This window comes from Citrobacter sp. RHBSTW-00859, assembly GCF_013729795.1.
In the GTDB taxonomy this organism is placed as follows: Bacteria; Pseudomonadota; Gammaproteobacteria; order Enterobacterales; family Enterobacteriaceae; genus Citrobacter; species Citrobacter braakii.
The window spans coordinates 635,690-653,237 of sequence record NZ_CP056284.1; the positions used below are offsets into that span (position 1 = coordinate 635,690).

13 protein-coding genes are annotated in these 17,548 nt (G+C 51.9%); 8 read left to right on the plus strand and 5 right to left on the minus strand.

What is annotated here, in order from left to right:
* Nucleotides 1-71: 71 nt before the first annotated feature.
* Nucleotides 72-1,169, minus strand: coding sequence for a glycerol dehydrogenase (locus HV302_RS03205; protein ID WP_016154586.1), 1,098 nt, complete (start codon nt 1,167-1,169; stop codon nt 72-74).
* A 561-nt stretch (nt 1,170-1,730) separates the two neighbouring features.
* Here HV302_RS03205 and HV302_RS03210 point away from each other — a divergent pair.
* Entirely contained in the window at nt 1,731-3,389 is a 1,659-nt protein-coding gene (locus HV302_RS03210) for a glycerone kinase (protein WP_161623112.1), read from the plus strand.
* Between the two features lie 65 nt (nt 3,390-3,454).
* On the opposite strand, the gene cfa is transcribed toward HV302_RS03210, so the two are convergent.
* Entirely contained in the window at nt 3,455-4,609 is a 1,155-nt protein-coding gene (gene cfa / locus HV302_RS03215; RefSeq protein WP_181626901.1) for a cyclopropane fatty acyl phospholipid synthase, read from the minus strand.
* 67 nt (nt 4,610-4,676) lie between these two features.
* Here cfa and HV302_RS03220 point away from each other — a divergent pair, with 67 nt between their 5' ends.
* Nucleotides 4,677-5,525 carry a helix-turn-helix domain-containing protein gene (locus HV302_RS03220; RefSeq protein ID WP_016154589.1) on the plus strand — a complete coding sequence of 283 codons (849 nt, stop codon included), beginning with the start codon at nt 4,677-4,679 and terminating at the stop codon, nt 5,523-5,525.
* Here the strand turns inward: HV302_RS03220 and HV302_RS03225 are convergent, their stop codons facing one another.
* The gene (locus HV302_RS03225) at nt 5,526-6,299 is read right to left on the minus strand and encodes a siderophore-interacting protein (RefSeq protein ID WP_181626902.1); all 774 of its coding nucleotides are present in this window, start codon (nt 6,297-6,299) and stop codon (nt 5,526-5,528) included.
* A gap of 235 nt (nt 6,300-6,534) precedes the next feature.
* Here HV302_RS03225 and HV302_RS03230 point away from each other — a divergent pair, with 235 nt between their 5' ends.
* Nucleotides 6,535-7,209 carry a PadR family transcriptional regulator gene (locus HV302_RS03230; RefSeq protein ID WP_161623113.1) on the plus strand — a complete coding sequence of 225 codons (675 nt, stop codon included), beginning with the start codon at nt 6,535-6,537 and terminating at the stop codon, nt 7,207-7,209.
* Nucleotides 7,210-7,261: 52 nt separating this feature from the next.
* On the opposite strand, the gene HV302_RS03235 is transcribed toward HV302_RS03230, so the two are convergent.
* Complete coding sequence (locus HV302_RS03235; RefSeq protein WP_016154592.1) at nt 7,262-8,782, minus strand: methyl-accepting chemotaxis protein; 1,521 nt, start codon at nt 8,780-8,782, stop codon at nt 7,262-7,264.
* 430 nt (nt 8,783-9,212) lie between these two features.
* Here HV302_RS03235 and ygjG point away from each other — a divergent pair, with 430 nt between their 5' ends.
* Complete coding sequence (gene ygjG / locus HV302_RS03240; protein ID WP_049259762.1) at nt 9,213-10,592, plus strand: putrescine aminotransferase; 1,380 nt, start codon at nt 9,213-9,215, stop codon at nt 10,590-10,592.
* Between the two features lie 90 nt (nt 10,593-10,682).
* Here the strand turns inward: ygjG and HV302_RS03245 are convergent, their stop codons facing one another.
* Nucleotides 10,683-11,015 (minus strand): tRNA-binding protein, encoded by a 333-nt coding sequence (locus tag HV302_RS03245; protein ID WP_047414075.1) that lies wholly within the window; start codon nt 11,013-11,015, stop codon nt 10,683-10,685.
* 209 nt (nt 11,016-11,224) lie between these two features.
* Between HV302_RS03245 and ebgR the strand changes: the two genes are divergently transcribed.
* The 4 genes from ebgR (at nt 11,225) to HV302_RS03265 (ending at nt 17,453) form a co-directional block, all read left to right on the plus strand.
* Complete coding sequence (ebgR, locus tag HV302_RS03250; protein WP_047499182.1) at nt 11,225-12,208, plus strand: transcriptional regulator EbgR; 984 nt, start codon at nt 11,225-11,227, stop codon at nt 12,206-12,208.
* A 207-nt stretch (nt 12,209-12,415) separates the two neighbouring features.
* Nucleotides 12,416-15,508, plus strand: coding sequence for a beta-galactosidase subunit alpha (ebgA, locus tag HV302_RS03255; RefSeq protein ID WP_181626903.1), 3,093 nt, complete (start codon nt 12,416-12,418; stop codon nt 15,506-15,508).
* Nucleotides 15,505-15,954, plus strand: a complete 450-nt coding sequence (locus HV302_RS03260; RefSeq protein WP_016154597.1) for a beta-galactosidase subunit beta — start codon at nt 15,505-15,507, stop codon at nt 15,952-15,954. The genes ebgA and HV302_RS03260 overlap by 4 nt, the downstream gene beginning before the upstream one ends.
* A gap of 65 nt (nt 15,955-16,019) precedes the next feature.
* Nucleotides 16,020-17,453: an amino acid permease gene (locus tag HV302_RS03265; RefSeq protein ID WP_016154598.1), complete on the plus strand. Its 1,434-nt coding sequence runs from the start codon at nt 16,020-16,022 to the stop codon at nt 17,451-17,453.
* The last annotated feature ends 95 nt before the right edge of the window (nt 17,454-17,548 follow it).

Genomic DNA, 17,548 nt, shown 5'->3' on the forward strand with positions numbered 1-17,548 from the left:
ATAGACAACCCCTCCGGCAGAGACTGTCAGAGGGGGGAGAAGATGCCGGATAAAAACTTACCGACGACTGATTAACGCGCCAGCCACTGCTGTCCCAGCAGGTCTGCCGTCAGTATCGCGGCATGTACGCTCTCAGGCGTCACCGGGAACGGCATATTGTGGATGGTTTCACCTTCTGCGCAGGTCGCTTTGGCCACGGCCATGATCTTGCCGTCAATGTCGTCTTTCACGCCCATTTCCGCTAACGTTACCGGCAGGCCTACTTTCTGACAGAAATTCAGCACGGTTTCGATCTCTTCCATCGGGCTGTTTTGCAGCACCAGCTGCGCCAGCGTACCAAAGGCGACTTTTTCACCGTGGTACAAATGGTGACACTCTTCCAGAATCGTAAAACCGTTGTGGATAGCATGCGCCCCTGCAAGACCACTGCTTTCAAAGCCGATGCCGCTGAGGTAAGTGTTCGCTTCGACAATACGCTCCAGCGCATCAGTCACCACGCCAGCCTGCGCGGCAAAGCGTGCCTTTTCGCCTTCCGCCAGCAGGGTATCATAACACAGGCGCGCCAGGCTCAACGCCGCTACGGTGGACTGTCCGCCCGCCATGCTGGTCGCTCTGGCGTCATAACAGGCTTTCGCTTCAAACCAGGTTGAGAGCGCATCGCCCATCCCGGCCACCAGCAGGCGTACCGGCGCTTTGGCAATGATTGCGGTGTCCATCACCACCATATCCGGGTTTTTCGGGTAGATCAGATACTCTTCAAACTCACCGGCTTCGGTATAGATAACGGACAGCGCGCTGGTTGGCGCATCGGTAGAGGCGATAGTCGGGATCACCACCACCGGTAGCTTCTGGTAGTAACCAATCGCTTTGGCGGTATCCAACGTTTTCCCGCCGCCAATCCCAACCACGCCGCGGCAACCATGCTGTTTCAGAATGGCAATCAGGCGATTAATTTCAATATGGCTGCATTCACCGTTGAAGCGTTCCGCGTGGCAGCTAATGTCGTGGCTGTGCAGGCCATTGAGTACCTTCTCTCCCGCCAGCTTCATCACGAAGTCATCCGCAATCACGAAAAAGCTGTCCGCCAGATTTTTAGCGTATTGACCAAATAAGGTGGAAGCGTCAGGGCCCTGGAGATATTTGGCTGGAGATTGAATAACTTTTAGCATTCCTTTCATCCTCAAATAAGTACATGTTTTTACATGGTGAGCCCTGGCGTTAACCTGTTTGGCCTGTTGCTGTCGGCAAAAACAGGAGGTACCGGAGCGATGCAATAACTGTATGGCGAGGCGTGAACAAAAAAATCTTTCGTCATTTTGTTCTGATATGAAACAGATAAAAACGACGTACGTTCCATTCTGGAACGCTTATCCACAAAAATGATAAGGTTTGCGATCCCGATCCGTACATTTACCCCCAAATCTCCGGCAAACACGAAGCTCAGTTCCTCTTTTACTCATGCAGTTGTATTAAAACCAGCAAAAAAAGGCTGGCTGCGCCGTATGAGCGGCGCTGATCGCAGGAGAAAAAAGTCGAGCGAGCTCGCATTATGATCATTCCCCGCCTTTTTAAGTTTCATTTCGGAACAAAAAACAGCGTCAACGTTCCGTAATGAAACTCATTTTAGCGTTGTTTTTTTCCACGCTGACTTCGCCAGAATCTCTTCATTGCCTCCGCACCATGATCCTACATTCGGGGGTTTGTCTTTCTCTCAACCTCGAGGAGCCGTTATGTCTCAATTCTTTTTTAACCAACGCACCCATCTCGTGAGCGACGTCATCGACGGGGCGATTATCGCCAGCCCATGGAATAACCTGGCGCGTCTGGAAAGCGATCCGGCCATTCGCATCGTGGTCCGTCGTGACCTTAATAAAAATAACGTAGCGGTCATTTCCGGCGGCGGTTCGGGACACGAACCCGCGCACGTTGGGTTTATCGGTAAAGGCATGCTAACCGCTGCGGTCTGCGGCGACGTTTTCGCCTCCCCGAGCGTGGATGCAGTACTGACCGCCATTCAGGCGGTGACCGGTGAGGCTGGCTGTTTGTTGATTGTGAAAAACTACACCGGTGACCGTCTTAATTTCGGTCTCGCCGCCGAGAAGGCGCGTCGCCTTGGCTATAACGTTGAAATGCTGATTGTCGGCGACGACATCTCCCTGCCGGATAACAAACACCCACGTGGCATTGCGGGAACTATCCTGGTGCATAAAATCGCAGGCTATTTTGCCGAACGCGGCTATAACCTCGCCACCGTTCTGCGTGAAGCGCAGTACGCAGCCAGCAACACCTTTAGCCTGGGCGTAGCCCTTTCCAGCTGTCATCTGCCGCAAGAAACCAACGCAGCCCCTCGTCATCATCCGGGTCATGCGGAGCTGGGTATGGGCATTCACGGCGAACCAGGCGCATCGGTTATCGACACCCAAAACAGTGCGCAAGTGGTGAACCTGATGGTGGATAAACTGCTGGCCGCCCTGCCTGAAACCGGTCGTCTGGCGGTGATGATTAATAACCTTGGCGGCGTTTCCGTGGCCGAAATGGCCATCATCACCCGCGAACTCGCCAGCAGCCCGCTGCACTCGCGTATCGACTGGCTAATTGGCCCGGCCTCGCTGGTCACTGCGCTGGATATGAAAGGCTTCTCACTGACGGCCATCGTGCTGGAAGAGAGCATCGAAAAAGCACTGCTCACCGAAGTGGAAACCAGCAACTGGCCGACGCCGGTCCCACCGCGTGAAATCAGCTGCGTAGCGTCATCTCAGCGTAGCGCCCGCGTGGAATTCCAGCCTTCGGCAAACGTCCTGGTGGCCGGGGTTGTGGAGCTGGTCACCGCAACCCTTTCCGATCTGGAGACTCATCTGAATGCGCTGGACGCCAAAGTCGGCGATGGCGATACCGGTTCGACCTTTGCCGCCGGCGCGCGTGAAATTGCCAGCCTGCTGCATCGCCAGCAGCTGCCGCTGGATAACCTTGCCACGCTGTTCGCGCTGATTGGCGAACGTCTGACCGTGGTGATGGGCGGTTCCAGCGGTGTGCTGATGTCAATCTTCTTTACCGCCGCCGGGCAGAAACTGGAACAGGGCGCTAACGTTGTCGAAGCGCTAAATACGGGGCTGGCGCAGATGAAGTTCTACGGCGGCGCAGACGAAGGCGATCGCACGATGATTGATGCGCTGCAACCGGCCCTGACTTCGCTGCTCACACAGCCGAAAAATCTGCAGGCCGCATTCGACGCCGCGCAAGCGGGAGCCGAACGAACCTGTTTGTCGAGCAAAGCCAATGCGGGTCGCGCATCGTATCTGAGCAGCGAAAGCCTGCTCGGAAACATGGACCCCGGCGCGCACGCCGTAGCGATGGTGTTTAAAGCGCTAGCGAAGAGTGAGCTGGGCTAAGATGTAACAAGGAGCGCTTCTCAGGTATTTACTGCCTGATGGCGCTTCGCTTATCAGGCAGAACGTTAACGATACACGCGGATCCCACCCTCTACGCCGCGACTAAACAGCACCTGCCAAAGTTCAATATCTCTGGCGCGGAAAGCCCCGGCGCAGGCGCATAAATAGTAGTTAAACATTCTTCTGAAGGTGTCGGAATAACGTGATGACAGCTCCGGCCATGCTTGATTAAAGCGCTCGTGCCACGCCATTAGCGTTTTATCGTAATCGCTGCCAAAGTTATGCCAGTCTTCCATCACAAACCGTGATTCGCTGGCTTCGGCAATATGGGAGATCGCCGGTAAGCAGCCGTTCGGGAAAATGTATTTATTGATCCACGGATCGACGCTCATCCCTTTTTTATTGCTACCAATGGTATGTAGCAGGAACAGTCCGTCCGGTTTTAAACAACGGTCGGCGATGCTGAAATAAGTGTCGTAGTTTTTTGGCCCGACATGTTCAAACATCCCCACCGAGACAATGCGATCGTAGTGTTTATCGAGGTCGCGATAATCCTGCAGCAGAATCTTAACGTCCAGTCCTTCACAGCGCTGCTGCGCCATTTTTTGCTGCTCTTTAGAAATGGTGACGCCTTCCACCGCCACGCCATAATGACGCGCCGCATATTCCGCCAGCCCACCCCAGCCACAACCAATATCGAGTAAACGCATACCCGGTTTAAGTTGTAGCTTCTCACAGATCATTTTTAATTTAGCATTTTGCGCATCGTCTAATGTGGTCGCATCTTTCCAGTAAGCGCAGGAATATTGCATATGCGGATCAAGCATCAGCGCAAAGAGATCGTTACCAATATCATAATGTTCTTTGCCAACAATCCACGCGCGGCTCCGCGACTGCAAATTAAACAGGCGTGCGCTGGCAATACGTAAAATATCTTTCAGGTTACCCGGCATCTGCTGATCAAGTTTTGCTTTCAGGATTTTGCAGAACAGAATATCGAGCCGCTCGCAGTCCCACCAGCCTTCCATATAGCTTTCGCCAAGCCCTAACGAGCCTTGTTGCAGTACCCGTTTAAAGAAACCGGCATGATGAAGTTGAATGTCCCAGGCACGGGAGCCATTAATCCTGATATCCGCTTGCGAAAGCAGCTCTTTTCCCATTCGGGTCCAGTTATCATTTGTTTCATTGACGATGACAGCATCTGAACAAAGCGAGTTCATGGTATTTACCAAAGGTGGGCTAAAAATTCTTACGCAAGATTATTATGGAAAACAGAGTGTATGTATTATGATCCGCGGACAAGATCTATCGAGCAGCGGACACACCATCGGGAGCATTGACGATTTATTTATGGAAACTCTCGTGCAAAAACAGTGGAACTCCTTCCCGGATAACTCCATGACGGAACTGCCGCAGGATGTTTACTTTCGCTCTTATGTCCTGGAAGCCAATCATCATGTTCCACAGCATTCACACTCTTTTATGCAGTTTCATTTCGCCCGCAAAGGCAGTATGCGTATTGATGTTGCCGGCAAGTGCTGGATAATCCCGGCGCATTATGGCATCTGGATCCCAAATCATACGGAGCATGCGGTTTGGGCATTGGATGATGTGCATTTAGAGAATCTGGATATTAAACCGAGCTTTCTTGAAGAGAGCATCAATGAATGTAAAGTGGTGGCTATCAGTGATTTCGCCAGAGAGTTTATTCATTACGCCACGAATTTAATTTCGGGCCATTATGATAGCCAGTCAAAAGAGGGCAAGCTGGTTAGCGTCCTGGTCGACATTATTCTGCAGCTTCCGGAAGTCGCTTTTGTATTACCCTGGCCGCAGGATCGCGAATTAACCAAAGTTTGCCGAACAATACAAGAATCCCCGGCGCTGGAGCATTCGGTTGAATACTGGGCGCAGCATCTGGGTATGTCTGCCCGTACCTTTTCACGCCATTTCAAAAAAGAAACCGGATTGCCTTTCAGCGTCTGGAAGCAAAAAATGCGTATTCTGGAATCCGTATTAATGCTGAAGAAAAATAAAAGCGTGACCGCCGTGGCGCTCGACGTAGGGTATTCAAGCACCGCGGCATTTAGCTACGCATTCCGCCAGGCGTTTGGCGTTCCGCCATCTAATTACTGATTAACGACGCTGATGCCAGTAAGCCGCTGCGCGAACAAGTTGCTGATCGAACGCCTCGGTTTCAAAGCGAGCACTCAGGTTTTTGACCACCTTACCTTCGCCGGTAATCCAGATGTAATAATCATCTGCGGGTACGCTTAGCTGCGATAAGTGTTCATTCACCGCCTGTTCGTCATGGCCGATAAACCACTGAATAGTAAATCCGTCGAGATGGGCAAAATAGTCCTGGTACGCGGCATCCTGCACGCTTACCAGCGCCGTGACGTTCGGACGTACCGCTAAACGGCTGAGCGACTCCAGGCGTCGGCGCAGCGCAGGCATTCCCGATTCATCACACACGTAAACCTGATACGCGTAGTCTTCTGGCACCACCAAAGAACCGCGCGGTCCGCCTACCGTCAGCTTGTCACCCTCGCGGGCATTCATCGCCCACGTACTTGCCACGCCACCGTCATGAATATAGAAATCCAGTGCCAGCTCATGGCGCGATTCGTCATACAACGGCGTGTAATCACGGGATATCGGACGCACGCCGTCAGCCCAGACAATACCTTCATCGGTGACAACCGGCGGCACAAAGTGGCTGCCCGGTTCAGGGAAAAAGACCTTGGTATGGTCATCAAAGCCGTGTGAGCTAAAACCATCCAGAGCGTCACCGCCCAGTACAATGCGCTGAAAGCCCGCGCTAATACGTTCGACGCGCAGGACGGTAAGTTCCCGAAAACGCAGTTCATTGCGAACGCGCTGCGGGTAACGTGATGTGTTTTTTGTCATTTTTTCGCCTTCGGAAGATAATACGATATATCTAATTTAATTTTTAAATGATAATGATTGCTAATCAGAAAGATTGCAAGCACTTTTTTGATATAGTCGCTTTCTGACTAAACGGCTAACACACACCTTTAAAAAAAGATAAAAATCATCAATTTAAACAAAAAACATTTTATAGGCTTGCACCAAAACAATATTTAGATATAAATTAGATATATCTAAAACACATCAGGAGACGATGATGCAAAACCATCATGAAGGTTGCTGCAAGCATACAGAGCACCAACACGAAGGCTGCTGCAAGGGTGAAGGGCATCACCACGAAGGCCGCCACAACGAACACCATGCAGGTTGCTGCAAAGGTGAAGAACATCGCCATGAAGGCTGCAACAAAGAACATCACCACGAACAGGGTTGTGGACACCGCCACGGTCGCGGCGGCGGTCGTCGCCAGCGCTTCTTCGGTCACGGAGAATTACGCCTGGTCATTCTGGATATCCTGACCCGCGACGCCAGCCACGGCTATGAGCTGATTAAAGCGATTGAAACCCTGACTCAGGGCAACTATACCCCGAGCCCGGGCGTCGTCTATCCGACGCTGGATTTCTTGCAGGATCAAGAGCTGATCACCATCAGCGACGAGGAAGGCGGGCGTAAACAGATTGCGATCACAACCCAGGGCCAGCAGTGGCTGGATGAAAACCGTGAGCATCTGGAACATATCCACGAACGTATTAAAGCCCGCTGCGTGGGTTTTGAATTACGCAAGAACCCGCAGATGAAACGCGCGCTGGAGAACTTCAAAGCCGTGCTGGACCTACGGGTCAATCATGGTGATACCAGCGATGCGCAGATCAAAAAAATCATCGGTATTATCGATCGCGCTGCGCTGGATATTACTCAACTGGATTAATCTACAGAGCAGGCGGAACGCGTTTGCCCTGCGTTCCGCCTTATCGTTAATATTAATGCAGCACCGTAACCGCATCTTCCAGACGACCAGCGCGATGTTTCACCATCGCGGAAATCTGGGCGCTCTCTTCAACCAGCTCGGCGTTTTTCTGCGTAATGTTGCTTAATTCATTCACTGCGCGAGTCAGGCTCGAAAGACCATCTGACTGTTCCAGCGTTGAGTGACTGATTTGGGCGATCAACTGCGTCACGTTTTGCACCTGCGCCACAATATCATCCATCGTGCGCCCTGCGGCGTGAACCTGGTCAGATCCGGACTGCACCTTATCGGCGCTGGCATCAATCAGCTTGCGGATATCATTGGCTGCACTGGCGCTGCGGCTGGCAAGATGTCGCACTTCTCCCGCCACCACGGCGAACCCTTTCCCCTGCTCACCCGCCCGTGCGGCTTCAACAGCGGCGTTCAGGGCCAGAATATTAGTCTGGAAAGCAATATCGTTAATCAGCGTGGTAATGGTGCCGATCCGCTGGGTGCTGTTGGCGATATCATCCATAGTTTTGATGACGGTATCCATCGCCTCGCCGCCGTGCGTCGCCGCGCTGCTGGCTGCAATGGAGAGCTTGTCGGCCGCGGCGGCGGTCTCTGAGTTTTGCTTCACCGATGCCGCCATCTGATTCATGGTGGTCACCGTTTCCTGCACGTTCTCAACGGTCTGCTGCGTATGCTTGTTTAAATCATCGCTGCCTTTCGCCAGCGTTTCGCTGTCGCTGCGCACACAGCTCACCTGACTGGAGACATCATGGATGAGCCAACGGCACATTAGCCCCAGTTGCCCAACCGCTCGCAGCATCAGGCCCAGTTCATCACTGCGGTTAAGATGCGACACGCTGTTTCGTTCACCGGTCGCCACTTTTAGCGCCTGACGAGCGACATTCTCAATAGGACGCACAATCTGCCATTCGAAAATAGCCGTTCCCAGCATCATCACCAGCGCGCTTATCAGCAGTAACGGCCATTCGGCGCCCATTTGCTGCAATGCGGCCGCCAGTACGATAAACATAATTGCCATTACGCTGCGCACTCGCCAGCGAATCGGCAGCGCCGGGAGTTTACCCAGCCAGCCTTTGCGTACCACCAGTCCTTTATGGATACGTCGGTTGCAACGCCCTTCATTCAGCGCTTTATATAAAGGCTCTACCGCCGCAATCTCCTCGTCAGTGGCCCGGGTACGAATCGACATATATCCGGTGACACGACCTTCCCGCACCATCGGCACCGCATTGGCCCTTACCCAGTAGTGATCGCCATTCTTACGCCGGTTTTTCACAATCCCGCTCCATGGCTCGCCCTGTTTCAGGGTGTACCACATATCCGCAAACGCCGCTTTTGGCATATCCGGATGACGAACCAGATTGTGCGGCTTATCAAGCAATTCATTCAGTTGATAGCCACTGACCTGGACAAAAGTATCGTTCGCGTGGGTGATATAGCTTTGTAAATCGGTGGTCGACATGAGGGTGATATCATCATCCAGCGGTGTATTTTGCTGACTAACGTAGGGATGAGAAGACATGATTGCGTCCTGTGCAGGTTATCTGGTTGTTAACTCTTTCGGCTTATGTTATTTCGGCGATAATTTTTTTATCTTTAGTTGTTAAATTTGATTTAGATCGCAATTTGCGATTAAACCTCAAAATCTGTACGCATTCTAATCCATTGATTTAAAATACTTTCATTCAGTAACTATTCAACTGCACTTCTACCAACGCACCGTCACAGTGCAAACATTGCTCACTTTTAGCGCAGAAAAGTGCTTTTCCGATCTGTTTTCGCGGTCTTAACCTGGGCAAAACGCCAGCAAATGTTAAACATCAGCATTAAATGTTGCATGAATGAGATGTTTCCTGGTGTTTATCCCGATTTTTGCTAAGCGCGCCGGAATGGCGCAATCACTGCAATACTTAAATCAGTATCATGTGATACGCGAGCTCCGGGAGCATATTTTGAACAGGTTACCTTCCAGCGCATCGGCCCTGGCCTGCAGCGCACACGCACTGAATCTCATCGAAAAGCGCACGCTTGATCATGAGGAAATGAAATCATTAAACCGAGAGGTGATTGAATACTTCAAGGAGCATGTCAATCCGGGGTTCTTAGAGTATCGAAAATCTGTAACTGCAGGCGGGGATTACGGAGCCGTAGAGTGGCAAGCGGGAAGCCTGAATACGCTTGTCGACACCCAGGGGCAGGAGTTCGTCGATTGCCTGGGTGGATTTGGAATTTTCAACGTGGGGCACCGTAATCCAGTCGTGGTTTCCGCCGTACAGAATCAACTCGCGAAACAACCTCTGCACAGCCAGGAGTTACTTGACCCTCTGCGGGCCATGCTGGCAAAAACCCTCGCCGCGCTGGCGCCAGGTAAACTGAAATACAGTTTTTTCTGTAACAGCGGGACCGAGTCGGTTGAAGCCGCTCTGAAGCTGGCGAAAGCGTATCAATCGCCGCGCGGTAAATTTACGTTCATTGCCACCAGCGGCGCATTCCACGGCAAATCATTGGGAGCACTGTCCGCCACGGCTAAATCAACCTTCCGCAAACCCTTTATGCCGCTGCTGCCGGGTTTCCGCCATGTGCCGTTTGGCGATATTAACGCGATGCGCACCATGCTCAGCGAGTGTAAAAAGACCGGTGACGACGTCGCAGCCGTGATCCTCGAACCTATCCAGGGTGAAGGGGGCGTGATCCTGCCACCGCAAGGGTATTTGCCCGCCGTGCGTAAACTTTGCGATGAGTTTGGCGCGCTGATGATCCTTGATGAAGTGCAGACCGGCATGGGTCGTACCGGCAAAATGTTCGCCTGCGAGCACGAAAACGTGCAGCCCGACATTATGTGTCTGGCCAAGGCGCTGGGCGGCGGCGTGATGCCAATTGGCGCAACGATTGCCACTGAAGAGGTGTTTTCCGTTCTGTTCGACAATCCCTTCTTGCATACCACCACGTTTGGCGGCAACCCGCTCGCTTGTGCGGCTGCGCTAGCCACCATTAACGTCCTGCTGGAGCAAAATTTACCGGCTCAGGCGGAGCAGAAAGGCGATATGTTGCTGGATGGTTTCCGCCAGCTTGCGCGGGAGTACCCAGACCTGGTGCATGATGTACGCGGTAAAGGCATGCTGATGGCAATTGAGTTTGTCGATAATGAAATCGGCTACAACTTTGCCAGTGAGATGTTCCGCCAGCGGGTACTGGTTGCCGGCACGCTCAACAATGCAAAGACGATCCGTATCGAACCGCCGTTAACGTTAACGATCGAGCAATGCGATCTGGTATTGCGATCGACGCGCAAAGCCCTGGCAGCATTACGGGTGAGCGTGGAGCAGGTGTAATACAGGTCGGATGGCGCTGCGCATCTCAGGCTTACGGGATCAAATGTAGGTCGGAGAAAAGCGTAGCCGCCATCCGGCAATTAGCACAACTTAAACAATCCGCACACCCGCTGGCATAAGGCGTTCTGGCGTCAGCAGCACGCTTTCGCTGCCATCGTCCGTCTCAGCGCACAGCAACATGCATTCTGACGTTTCCCCGCGCATTTTGGCCTTTTGCAGATTACACAGCACCACCACCGTTTTCCCCATCAGCTCCTCTTCGCTGTAATAAGGCACCAGGCTGGTCACGGTTTGCAGCGTACGCTCTCCCACATCCACCTGCACGATATACAGCTTATCAGCGTTGTCATGGCGCTTTGCCTGTGCGATTTTTCCAACACGTATTTCCATTCGGGCAAAATCAGCAAATGCGACGGTATCCATTGTGTTCTCCTTTGGTAAAATTTTACTAAATAATAGCAAAATATTTTCCGGGAATGGTTCTCAAAAGCGGGAAAATGACGTAGTCATCACACTCTGAAAGCCCAGTTTTACCCCAGGCATGTCAATTAAACGTACTTTTTTTACTGAAAACAGATGAATAGATAAGCACTTCATTTACAATGCGCAGGTAACTCAGGGAAAAGGCAAACATGGCAACACTTAAAGACATCGCAATCGAAGCTGGCGTGTCCCTGGCGACAGTGTCCCGGGTTTTAAACGATGACCCCACGCTGAATGTAAAAGAAGAGACCAAGCATCGCATTCTGGAGATCGCGGAAAAACTGGAGTACAAAACCAGCAGTGCTCGTAAAAACCAGACCAGCGCGCTCGGCCCCCAGCATATTCTGGCGCTCTACAGCTACCAGCAGGATTTGGAAATCAACGATCCTTACTATCTCGCGATCCGTCACGGAATAGAAACCCAGTGTGAGAAGCTGGGGATCGAACTGACCAACTGCTATGAGCACAGTGGGCTGCCGGAGAGCAAAAACATTACCGGCATTCTTATTGTCGGCAAGCCTTCTCCGGTTTTGCGTAATGCGGCAACAGCGCTTACTGACAACATCTGCTTTATCGATTTCCATGAACCCGGCAGCGAATATGACGCCGTCGATATCGATCTGGCCCGCATCAGTAAAGAGAGCATCGACTACTTCATCGCCCAGGGCGTCACTCGCATTGGCTTCATCGGCGGTGAAGACGAACCCGGCAAGGCAGATATCCGTGAAGCCGCGTTTGTCGAATACGGTCGTCTGCAGCAGGTCGTTTCTGAACAGGACATCTATCGCGGCGGTTTCTCCAGTTCATCAGGGTATGAACTGGCCAAAAAAATGCTGGCGAAAGCCGACTATCCCGGTGCCCTGTTTGTGGCTTCAGACTCGATCGCTATTGGCGTTCTGCGCGCCATTCACGAGCGTGGCCTGAACATTCCGCAGGACATTTCGCTGATTAGCGTTAATGATATCCCGACAGCGCGCTTCACCTTTCCTCCGCTTTCCACCGTTCGCATCCATTCAGAAATGATGGGCAGTCAGGGCGTCAACCTGCTGTTTGAGAAAGCCCGCGACGGGCGTGCGCTTCCTCTGCTGGTTTTTGTTCCCAGCAAGCTGAAACTGCGCGGCACCACCCGCTAAAATCCCCAGTAAACACGCCCGGTTTCTTCTGATGCCGGGCGCGCATTGTCATGCATTATTTTCTGCGCCCCCATTATTTTCGTGATCCAGTTAAAGTAAATCACCTCACCCGCTATATTTTAGTAAAACTTTTACTAAAATCATCATCAATTACACTTACTCACCATTACAATGAATGGTTCCGATTTTTCTCCACCGGGAGGCCTTATGAATCGCTGGGAAAACATTCAGCTCACCCACGAAAATCGACTGGCGCCACGCGCATATTTTTTCTCTTATGACTCCGTTGCGCAGGCTCGCTCGTTTGCCCGCGAAACCAGCAGCCTCTTTCAGTTGCTAAGCGGTCAGTGGAATTTTCAGTTCTTTGAGCATCCGCTGCAGGTGCCGGAAATCTTTACGTCGCAGTTTATGAATGACTGGGGCAGCATCACCGTCCCAGGCATGTGGCAGATGGAAGGACACGGCAAACTGCAGTATACCGACGAAGGTTTTCCTTTCCCGATTGATGTCCCCTACGTTCCGACCAATAACCCCACCGGAGCCTACCAGCGCATTTTCTCCCTCAGCGAAGGCTGGCAGGGCAAACAAACGCTGATTAAATTTGATGGCGTAGAAACCTACTTCGAAGTTTACGTGAATGGTCAGTACGTTGGTTTCAGCAAAGGCAGCCGCCTGACGGCTGAATTTGATATCAGCGCGGTGGTAAAGACCGGTGACAACCTGCTGTGCGTTCGCGTAATGCAATGGGCTGATTCCACTTACGTTGAAGACCAGGACATGTGGTGGTCGGCGGGAATTTTCCGCGACGTCTATCTGGTAGGCAAACAGGCGACCCATATTCAGGATTTTACCGTTCGCACCGAGTTCGATGATGACTATCGCGACGCCACCCTCACCTGCGACATTGCGCTGGAAAACCTGGCTGCCACGCCAGCGATGGCGTCGCTCGAATACACCTTGTTTGACGGTGAGCAGGCGCTGCATAGCGGCGTGATTAACAATCTGGCAGTGGATCAAGACACCCGCACCGCTTTTAATTTCAAGGTTAGCGCGCCGCAGCAGTGGTCAGCGGAATCGCCGTATCTTTATCATCTGGTGATGACGCTGAAAGATGCCAACGGCAATCTCCTTGAGGTCGTGCCACAGCGGGTCGGATTCCGCGATATCAAAGTTCGCGACGGTCTGTTTTACATCAATAACCGCTACGTGATGCTGCATGGCGTTAACCGTCACGATAACGATCATCTTAAAGGCCGCGCGGTTGGCATGGATCGCGTTGAAAAAGATCTGCTGTTAATGAAGCAGCACAACATCAATTCCGTGCGTACCGCCCATTACCCGAACGATCCGCGCTTCTATGAATTGTGCGATATCTACGGTCTGTTCGTGATGGCCGAAACCGACGTTGAATCTCACGGCTTCGCCAATATCGGCGATATCAGCCGGATAACCGACGATCCGCTGTGGGAAAACGTCTACGTTGAGCGCATCGTGCGCCACATCCATGCACAAAAAAACCACCCGTCGATCGTCATCTGGTCGCTCGGCAACGAATCCGGATACGGCTGTAACATCCGCGCCATGTATCACGCCGCGAAAGCGCTGGATGACACGCGTCTGATCCATTACGAAGAAGATCGTGACGCCGAAGTGGTGGATATCATCTCCACCATGTACACCCGTGTGCCGCTGATGAATGAGTTTGGCGAATATCCACATCCTAAGCCGCGCATCATCTGCGAATATGCTCACGCCATGGGCAACGGTCCCGGCGGGCTGACGGAATATCAGAACGTCTTTTATCAGCATGACTGCATTCAGGGACACTATGTCTGGGAGTGGTGCGATCACGGGATTCAGGCCAAAGATGACGACGGCAACGTCTGGTACAAATATGGCGGCGACTACGGCGACTATCCGAACAATTATAACTTCTGCCTTGATGGCCTGATTTATTCCGATCAAACCCCGGGGCCGGGTCTGCAGGAATACAAGCAGGTGATTGCGCCAGTAAAAGTACGCGCACAGGATCTGGCTCGCGGCGAGCTACGGGTAGAAAACAAACTGTGGTTTACCACGCTTGACGACTACACCTTGCATATTGAGGTTCGCGCCGAGGGAGATACGCTTTCTGCTCAGCAGATAAAACTGCGCGACGTCCCTCCTAACAGCGATACCCTGGTGCAATGCACACTGCCGGAGCTGGATGCGCGCGAAGCGTTCCTCAACGTCATCGTGACGAAAGATTCCCGTACGGCATACAGCGAAGCCGGGCACCACATCGCGACTTATCAGTTCCCGCTGAAGGCCAGAACGGCGGCTGCCGTACCGTTTAGCCAGCAAAACGCTATTCCTCTGACGCTGGAAGACAGCCGCCAGAGCTGCACCATACGCGGTTATAACTTCCTTCTGACCTTCTCAAAACTGAACGGTAAGCCCATTAGCTGGACCGTTAACGGTGAGGAGCTGATTACCCGCGAGCCGAAGATTAATTTCTTCAAACCAACCATTGATAACCACAAACAAGAGTTCGAAGGCCTTTGGCAACCAAATCATTTACAGATTATGCAGGAGCATCTGCGCGATTTTGCCATTGAGCAAACCGATGACGCGCTGTTGATAACCAGCCAGACGATTATCGCCCCGCCGGTATTTGATTTCGGTATGCGCTGTACCTACCGCTGGCGGATTGCCGCAGACGGTCAGTTGAACGTGGAGCTTTCCGGCCAGCCTTACGGCGAGTACCGGGACATTATTCCGTGCATCGGCTTCACGATGGGCATCAACGGCGATTTGGGGCAGGTGGCGTATTACGGACGTGGTCCCGGTGAAAACTATGCCGATAGCCAGCAGGCCAACATCATCGATATCTGGCGCAGCAGCGTGGATGAGATGTTCGAAAACTATCCGTTCCCGCAAAACAACGGCAATCGTCAGGACGTGCGCTGGGCAACGCTAACCAACCGCCACGGCAACGGTCTGCTGGTGGTTCCGCAGCGCCCTGTCAACCTGAGCGCCTGGCGCTATACGCCAGAAAATATCTTTGCCGCACAGCACTGTAATGCGCTGCAGCGCAGCGATGACATCACCCTGAATCTGGAGCACCAGGTGCTGGGCTTAGGTTCCAACTCCTGGGGAAGCGAGGTGCTTGATTCCTGGCGCGTCTGGTTCCGTTCGTTCAGCTACGGCTTCACGTTGTTGCCGGTTTCCGGTAGCGAATCTAGCGCTCAAACCGCCGCCAGCCGCGTCTTTGGTACCGGGTTCTTTTCCACGAATTTGCACAGCGAGAATACAAAATGAGGATCATCGACAACTTAGCGCAGTTCCAACAAATTTACGCATCCGGGAAGAAGTGGCAGCGCTGCGTCGAAGCGATTGAAAATATTGATAATATTCAACCAGGCGTCGCCCACTCTATCGGTGATTCCCTGAGCTATCGCGTGGAGACAGACTCCGCGACCGATGCGCTGTTTACCGGTCATCGTCGTTATTTTGAGATCCATTACTACCTGCAAGGACAGCAAAAAATAGAGTATGCCGCCAAAGAGGATCTCCAGGTGGTTGAATATTATCGCGATGAAACCGATCGCGAATATCTGAAAGGCTGTGGAAAAACCGTAGAAGTGCGCGAAGGACAAATGGTTATTTGTGACAACCATGAAGCCTATCGTTTTATTTGTAATAACGCAGTGAAAAAAGTCGTACTCAAAGTCACCATCGAAGATGGTTATTTTCATAATAAATAAAAACACAGGCGGCGCCGACGTTGCGCCGCCAGTACCCTATAATAATCAGGAATCGGAGATGTGCTATGTCTGATACCAAACGTAATACCATCGGCAAGTTCGGCTTACTTTCACTCACCTTTGCCGCGGTTTATAGTTTTAATAACGTTATCAACAATAATATTGAGCTTGGTCTGGCATCCGCACCGATGTTTTTCCTCGCGACGATCTTCTACTTTATTCCGTTCTGCTTAATCATCGCTGAATTTGTTTCGCTGAATAAAAACTCCGAAGCCGGTGTCTATGCATGGGTGAAAAGTTCGCTGGGCGGACGTTGGGCATTTATTACCGCCTATACCTATTGGTTCGTTAACCTGTTCTTTTTTACCTCGCTGTTACCCCGTGTTATCGCCTACGCCTCATATGCTTTTTTAGGCTACGAATACATTCTGACGCCGTTCGCAACCACTGTGTTAAGTATGGTGCTGTTTGCCTTCTCCACCTGGGTTTCGACCAACGGCGCAAAAATGTTAGGACCAATTACTTCGGTCACCTCCACATTGATGCTGCTGCTGACCCTGTCCTACATCCTGCTGGCGGGTACTGCGCTGGTTGGCGGCGTACAGCCTGCTGACCCTATCACCGTAGACGCAATGATCCCGAATTTTAACTGGGCCTTCCTCGGTATCACCACCTGGATCTTTATGGCGGCAGGCGGTGCGGAGTCAGTGGCAGTGTACGTCAACGACGTCAAGGGCGGGTCAAAATCGTTCGTGAAGGTCATTATCATTGCCGGGATTTTTATTGGCGTGCTCTATTCCATCTCCTCGGTACTGATCAACGTCTTCGTGAGCAGCAAAGAGCTGAAATTTACCGGTGGTTCGGTACAGGTATTCCACGGCCTGGCGGCATACTTTGGCCTGCCGGAACTGATCGTTAACCGCTTTGTTGGCCTGGTCTCCTTTACCGCGATGTTCGGCTCTCTGCTGATGTGGACCGCAACGCCGGTGAAAATTTTCTTCTCTGAAATTCCGGCGGGTATTTTCGGTAAAAAAACCGTCGAACTGAATGAAAATGGCGTTCCGGCCCGCGCAGCCTGGATTCAGTTCCTGATTGTTATCCCGCTGATGATTATCCCAACGCTCGGCTCCAATACCGTGCAGGATTTAATGAACACCATCATCAACATGACCGCCGCCGCATCGATGCTGCCGCCGCTGTTTATTATGCTGGCTTACCTGAATCTGCGCGCAAAACTGGACCACTTACCGCGCGACTTCCGTATGGGTTCGCAAAAAACCGGCATTATTGTGGTATCGATGCTGATTGTCCTTTTCACCATCGGGTTTATTGCCTCGACCTTCCCGACCGGTGGTAACATCATGACCATTATTTTCTATAACGTCGGGGGGATTGTTATTTTCCTCGGTTTTGCCTGGTGGAAATACAGTAAATACATCAAAGGGCTAACCAAAGAAGAAAAAGCTATTGAGGCGGCTCCCGCGTCAGATATTAATTAAAATATTAATAACGATTAGAGCGGTCTGTTTTCTTGCTCACCTGAAATACAATGTGAAATTAAATATACAGACTTGCAGGGCATTTATTGCCCTGC

Bases quoted from the DNA above. Each gene is read 5' to 3' on its own strand.
- HV302_RS03205 (WP_016154586.1), bottom strand. From the start codon at position 1,169: ATGCTAAAAGTTATTCAATCTCCAGCCAAATATCTCCAGGGCCCTGAC.
- HV302_RS03210 (WP_161623112.1), top strand. From the start codon at position 1,731: ATGTCTCAATTCTTTTTTAACCAACGCACCCATCTCGTGAGCGACGTC.
- cfa (WP_181626901.1), bottom strand. From the start codon at position 4,609: ATGAACTCGCTTTGTTCAGATGCTGTCATCGTCAATGAAACAAATGAT.
- HV302_RS03220 (WP_016154589.1), top strand. From the start codon at position 4,677: ATGATCCGCGGACAAGATCTATCGAGCAGCGGACACACCATCGGGAGC.
- HV302_RS03225 (WP_181626902.1), bottom strand. From the start codon at position 6,299: ATGACAAAAAACACATCACGTTACCCGCAGCGCGTTCGCAATGAACTG.
- HV302_RS03230 (WP_161623113.1), top strand. From the start codon at position 6,535: ATGATGCAAAACCATCATGAAGGTTGCTGCAAGCATACAGAGCACCAA.
- HV302_RS03235 (WP_016154592.1), bottom strand. From the start codon at position 8,782: ATGTCTTCTCATCCCTACGTTAGTCAGCAAAATACACCGCTGGATGAT.
- HV302_RS03245 (WP_047414075.1), bottom strand. From the start codon at position 11,015: ATGGATACCGTCGCATTTGCTGATTTTGCCCGAATGGAAATACGTGTT.
- ebgR (WP_047499182.1), top strand. From the start codon at position 11,225: ATGGCAACACTTAAAGACATCGCAATCGAAGCTGGCGTGTCCCTGGCG.
- ebgA (WP_181626903.1), top strand. From the start codon at position 12,416: ATGAATCGCTGGGAAAACATTCAGCTCACCCACGAAAATCGACTGGCG.
- HV302_RS03260 (WP_016154597.1), top strand. From the start codon at position 15,505: ATGAGGATCATCGACAACTTAGCGCAGTTCCAACAAATTTACGCATCC.
- HV302_RS03265 (WP_016154598.1), top strand. From the start codon at position 16,020: ATGTCTGATACCAAACGTAATACCATCGGCAAGTTCGGCTTACTTTCA.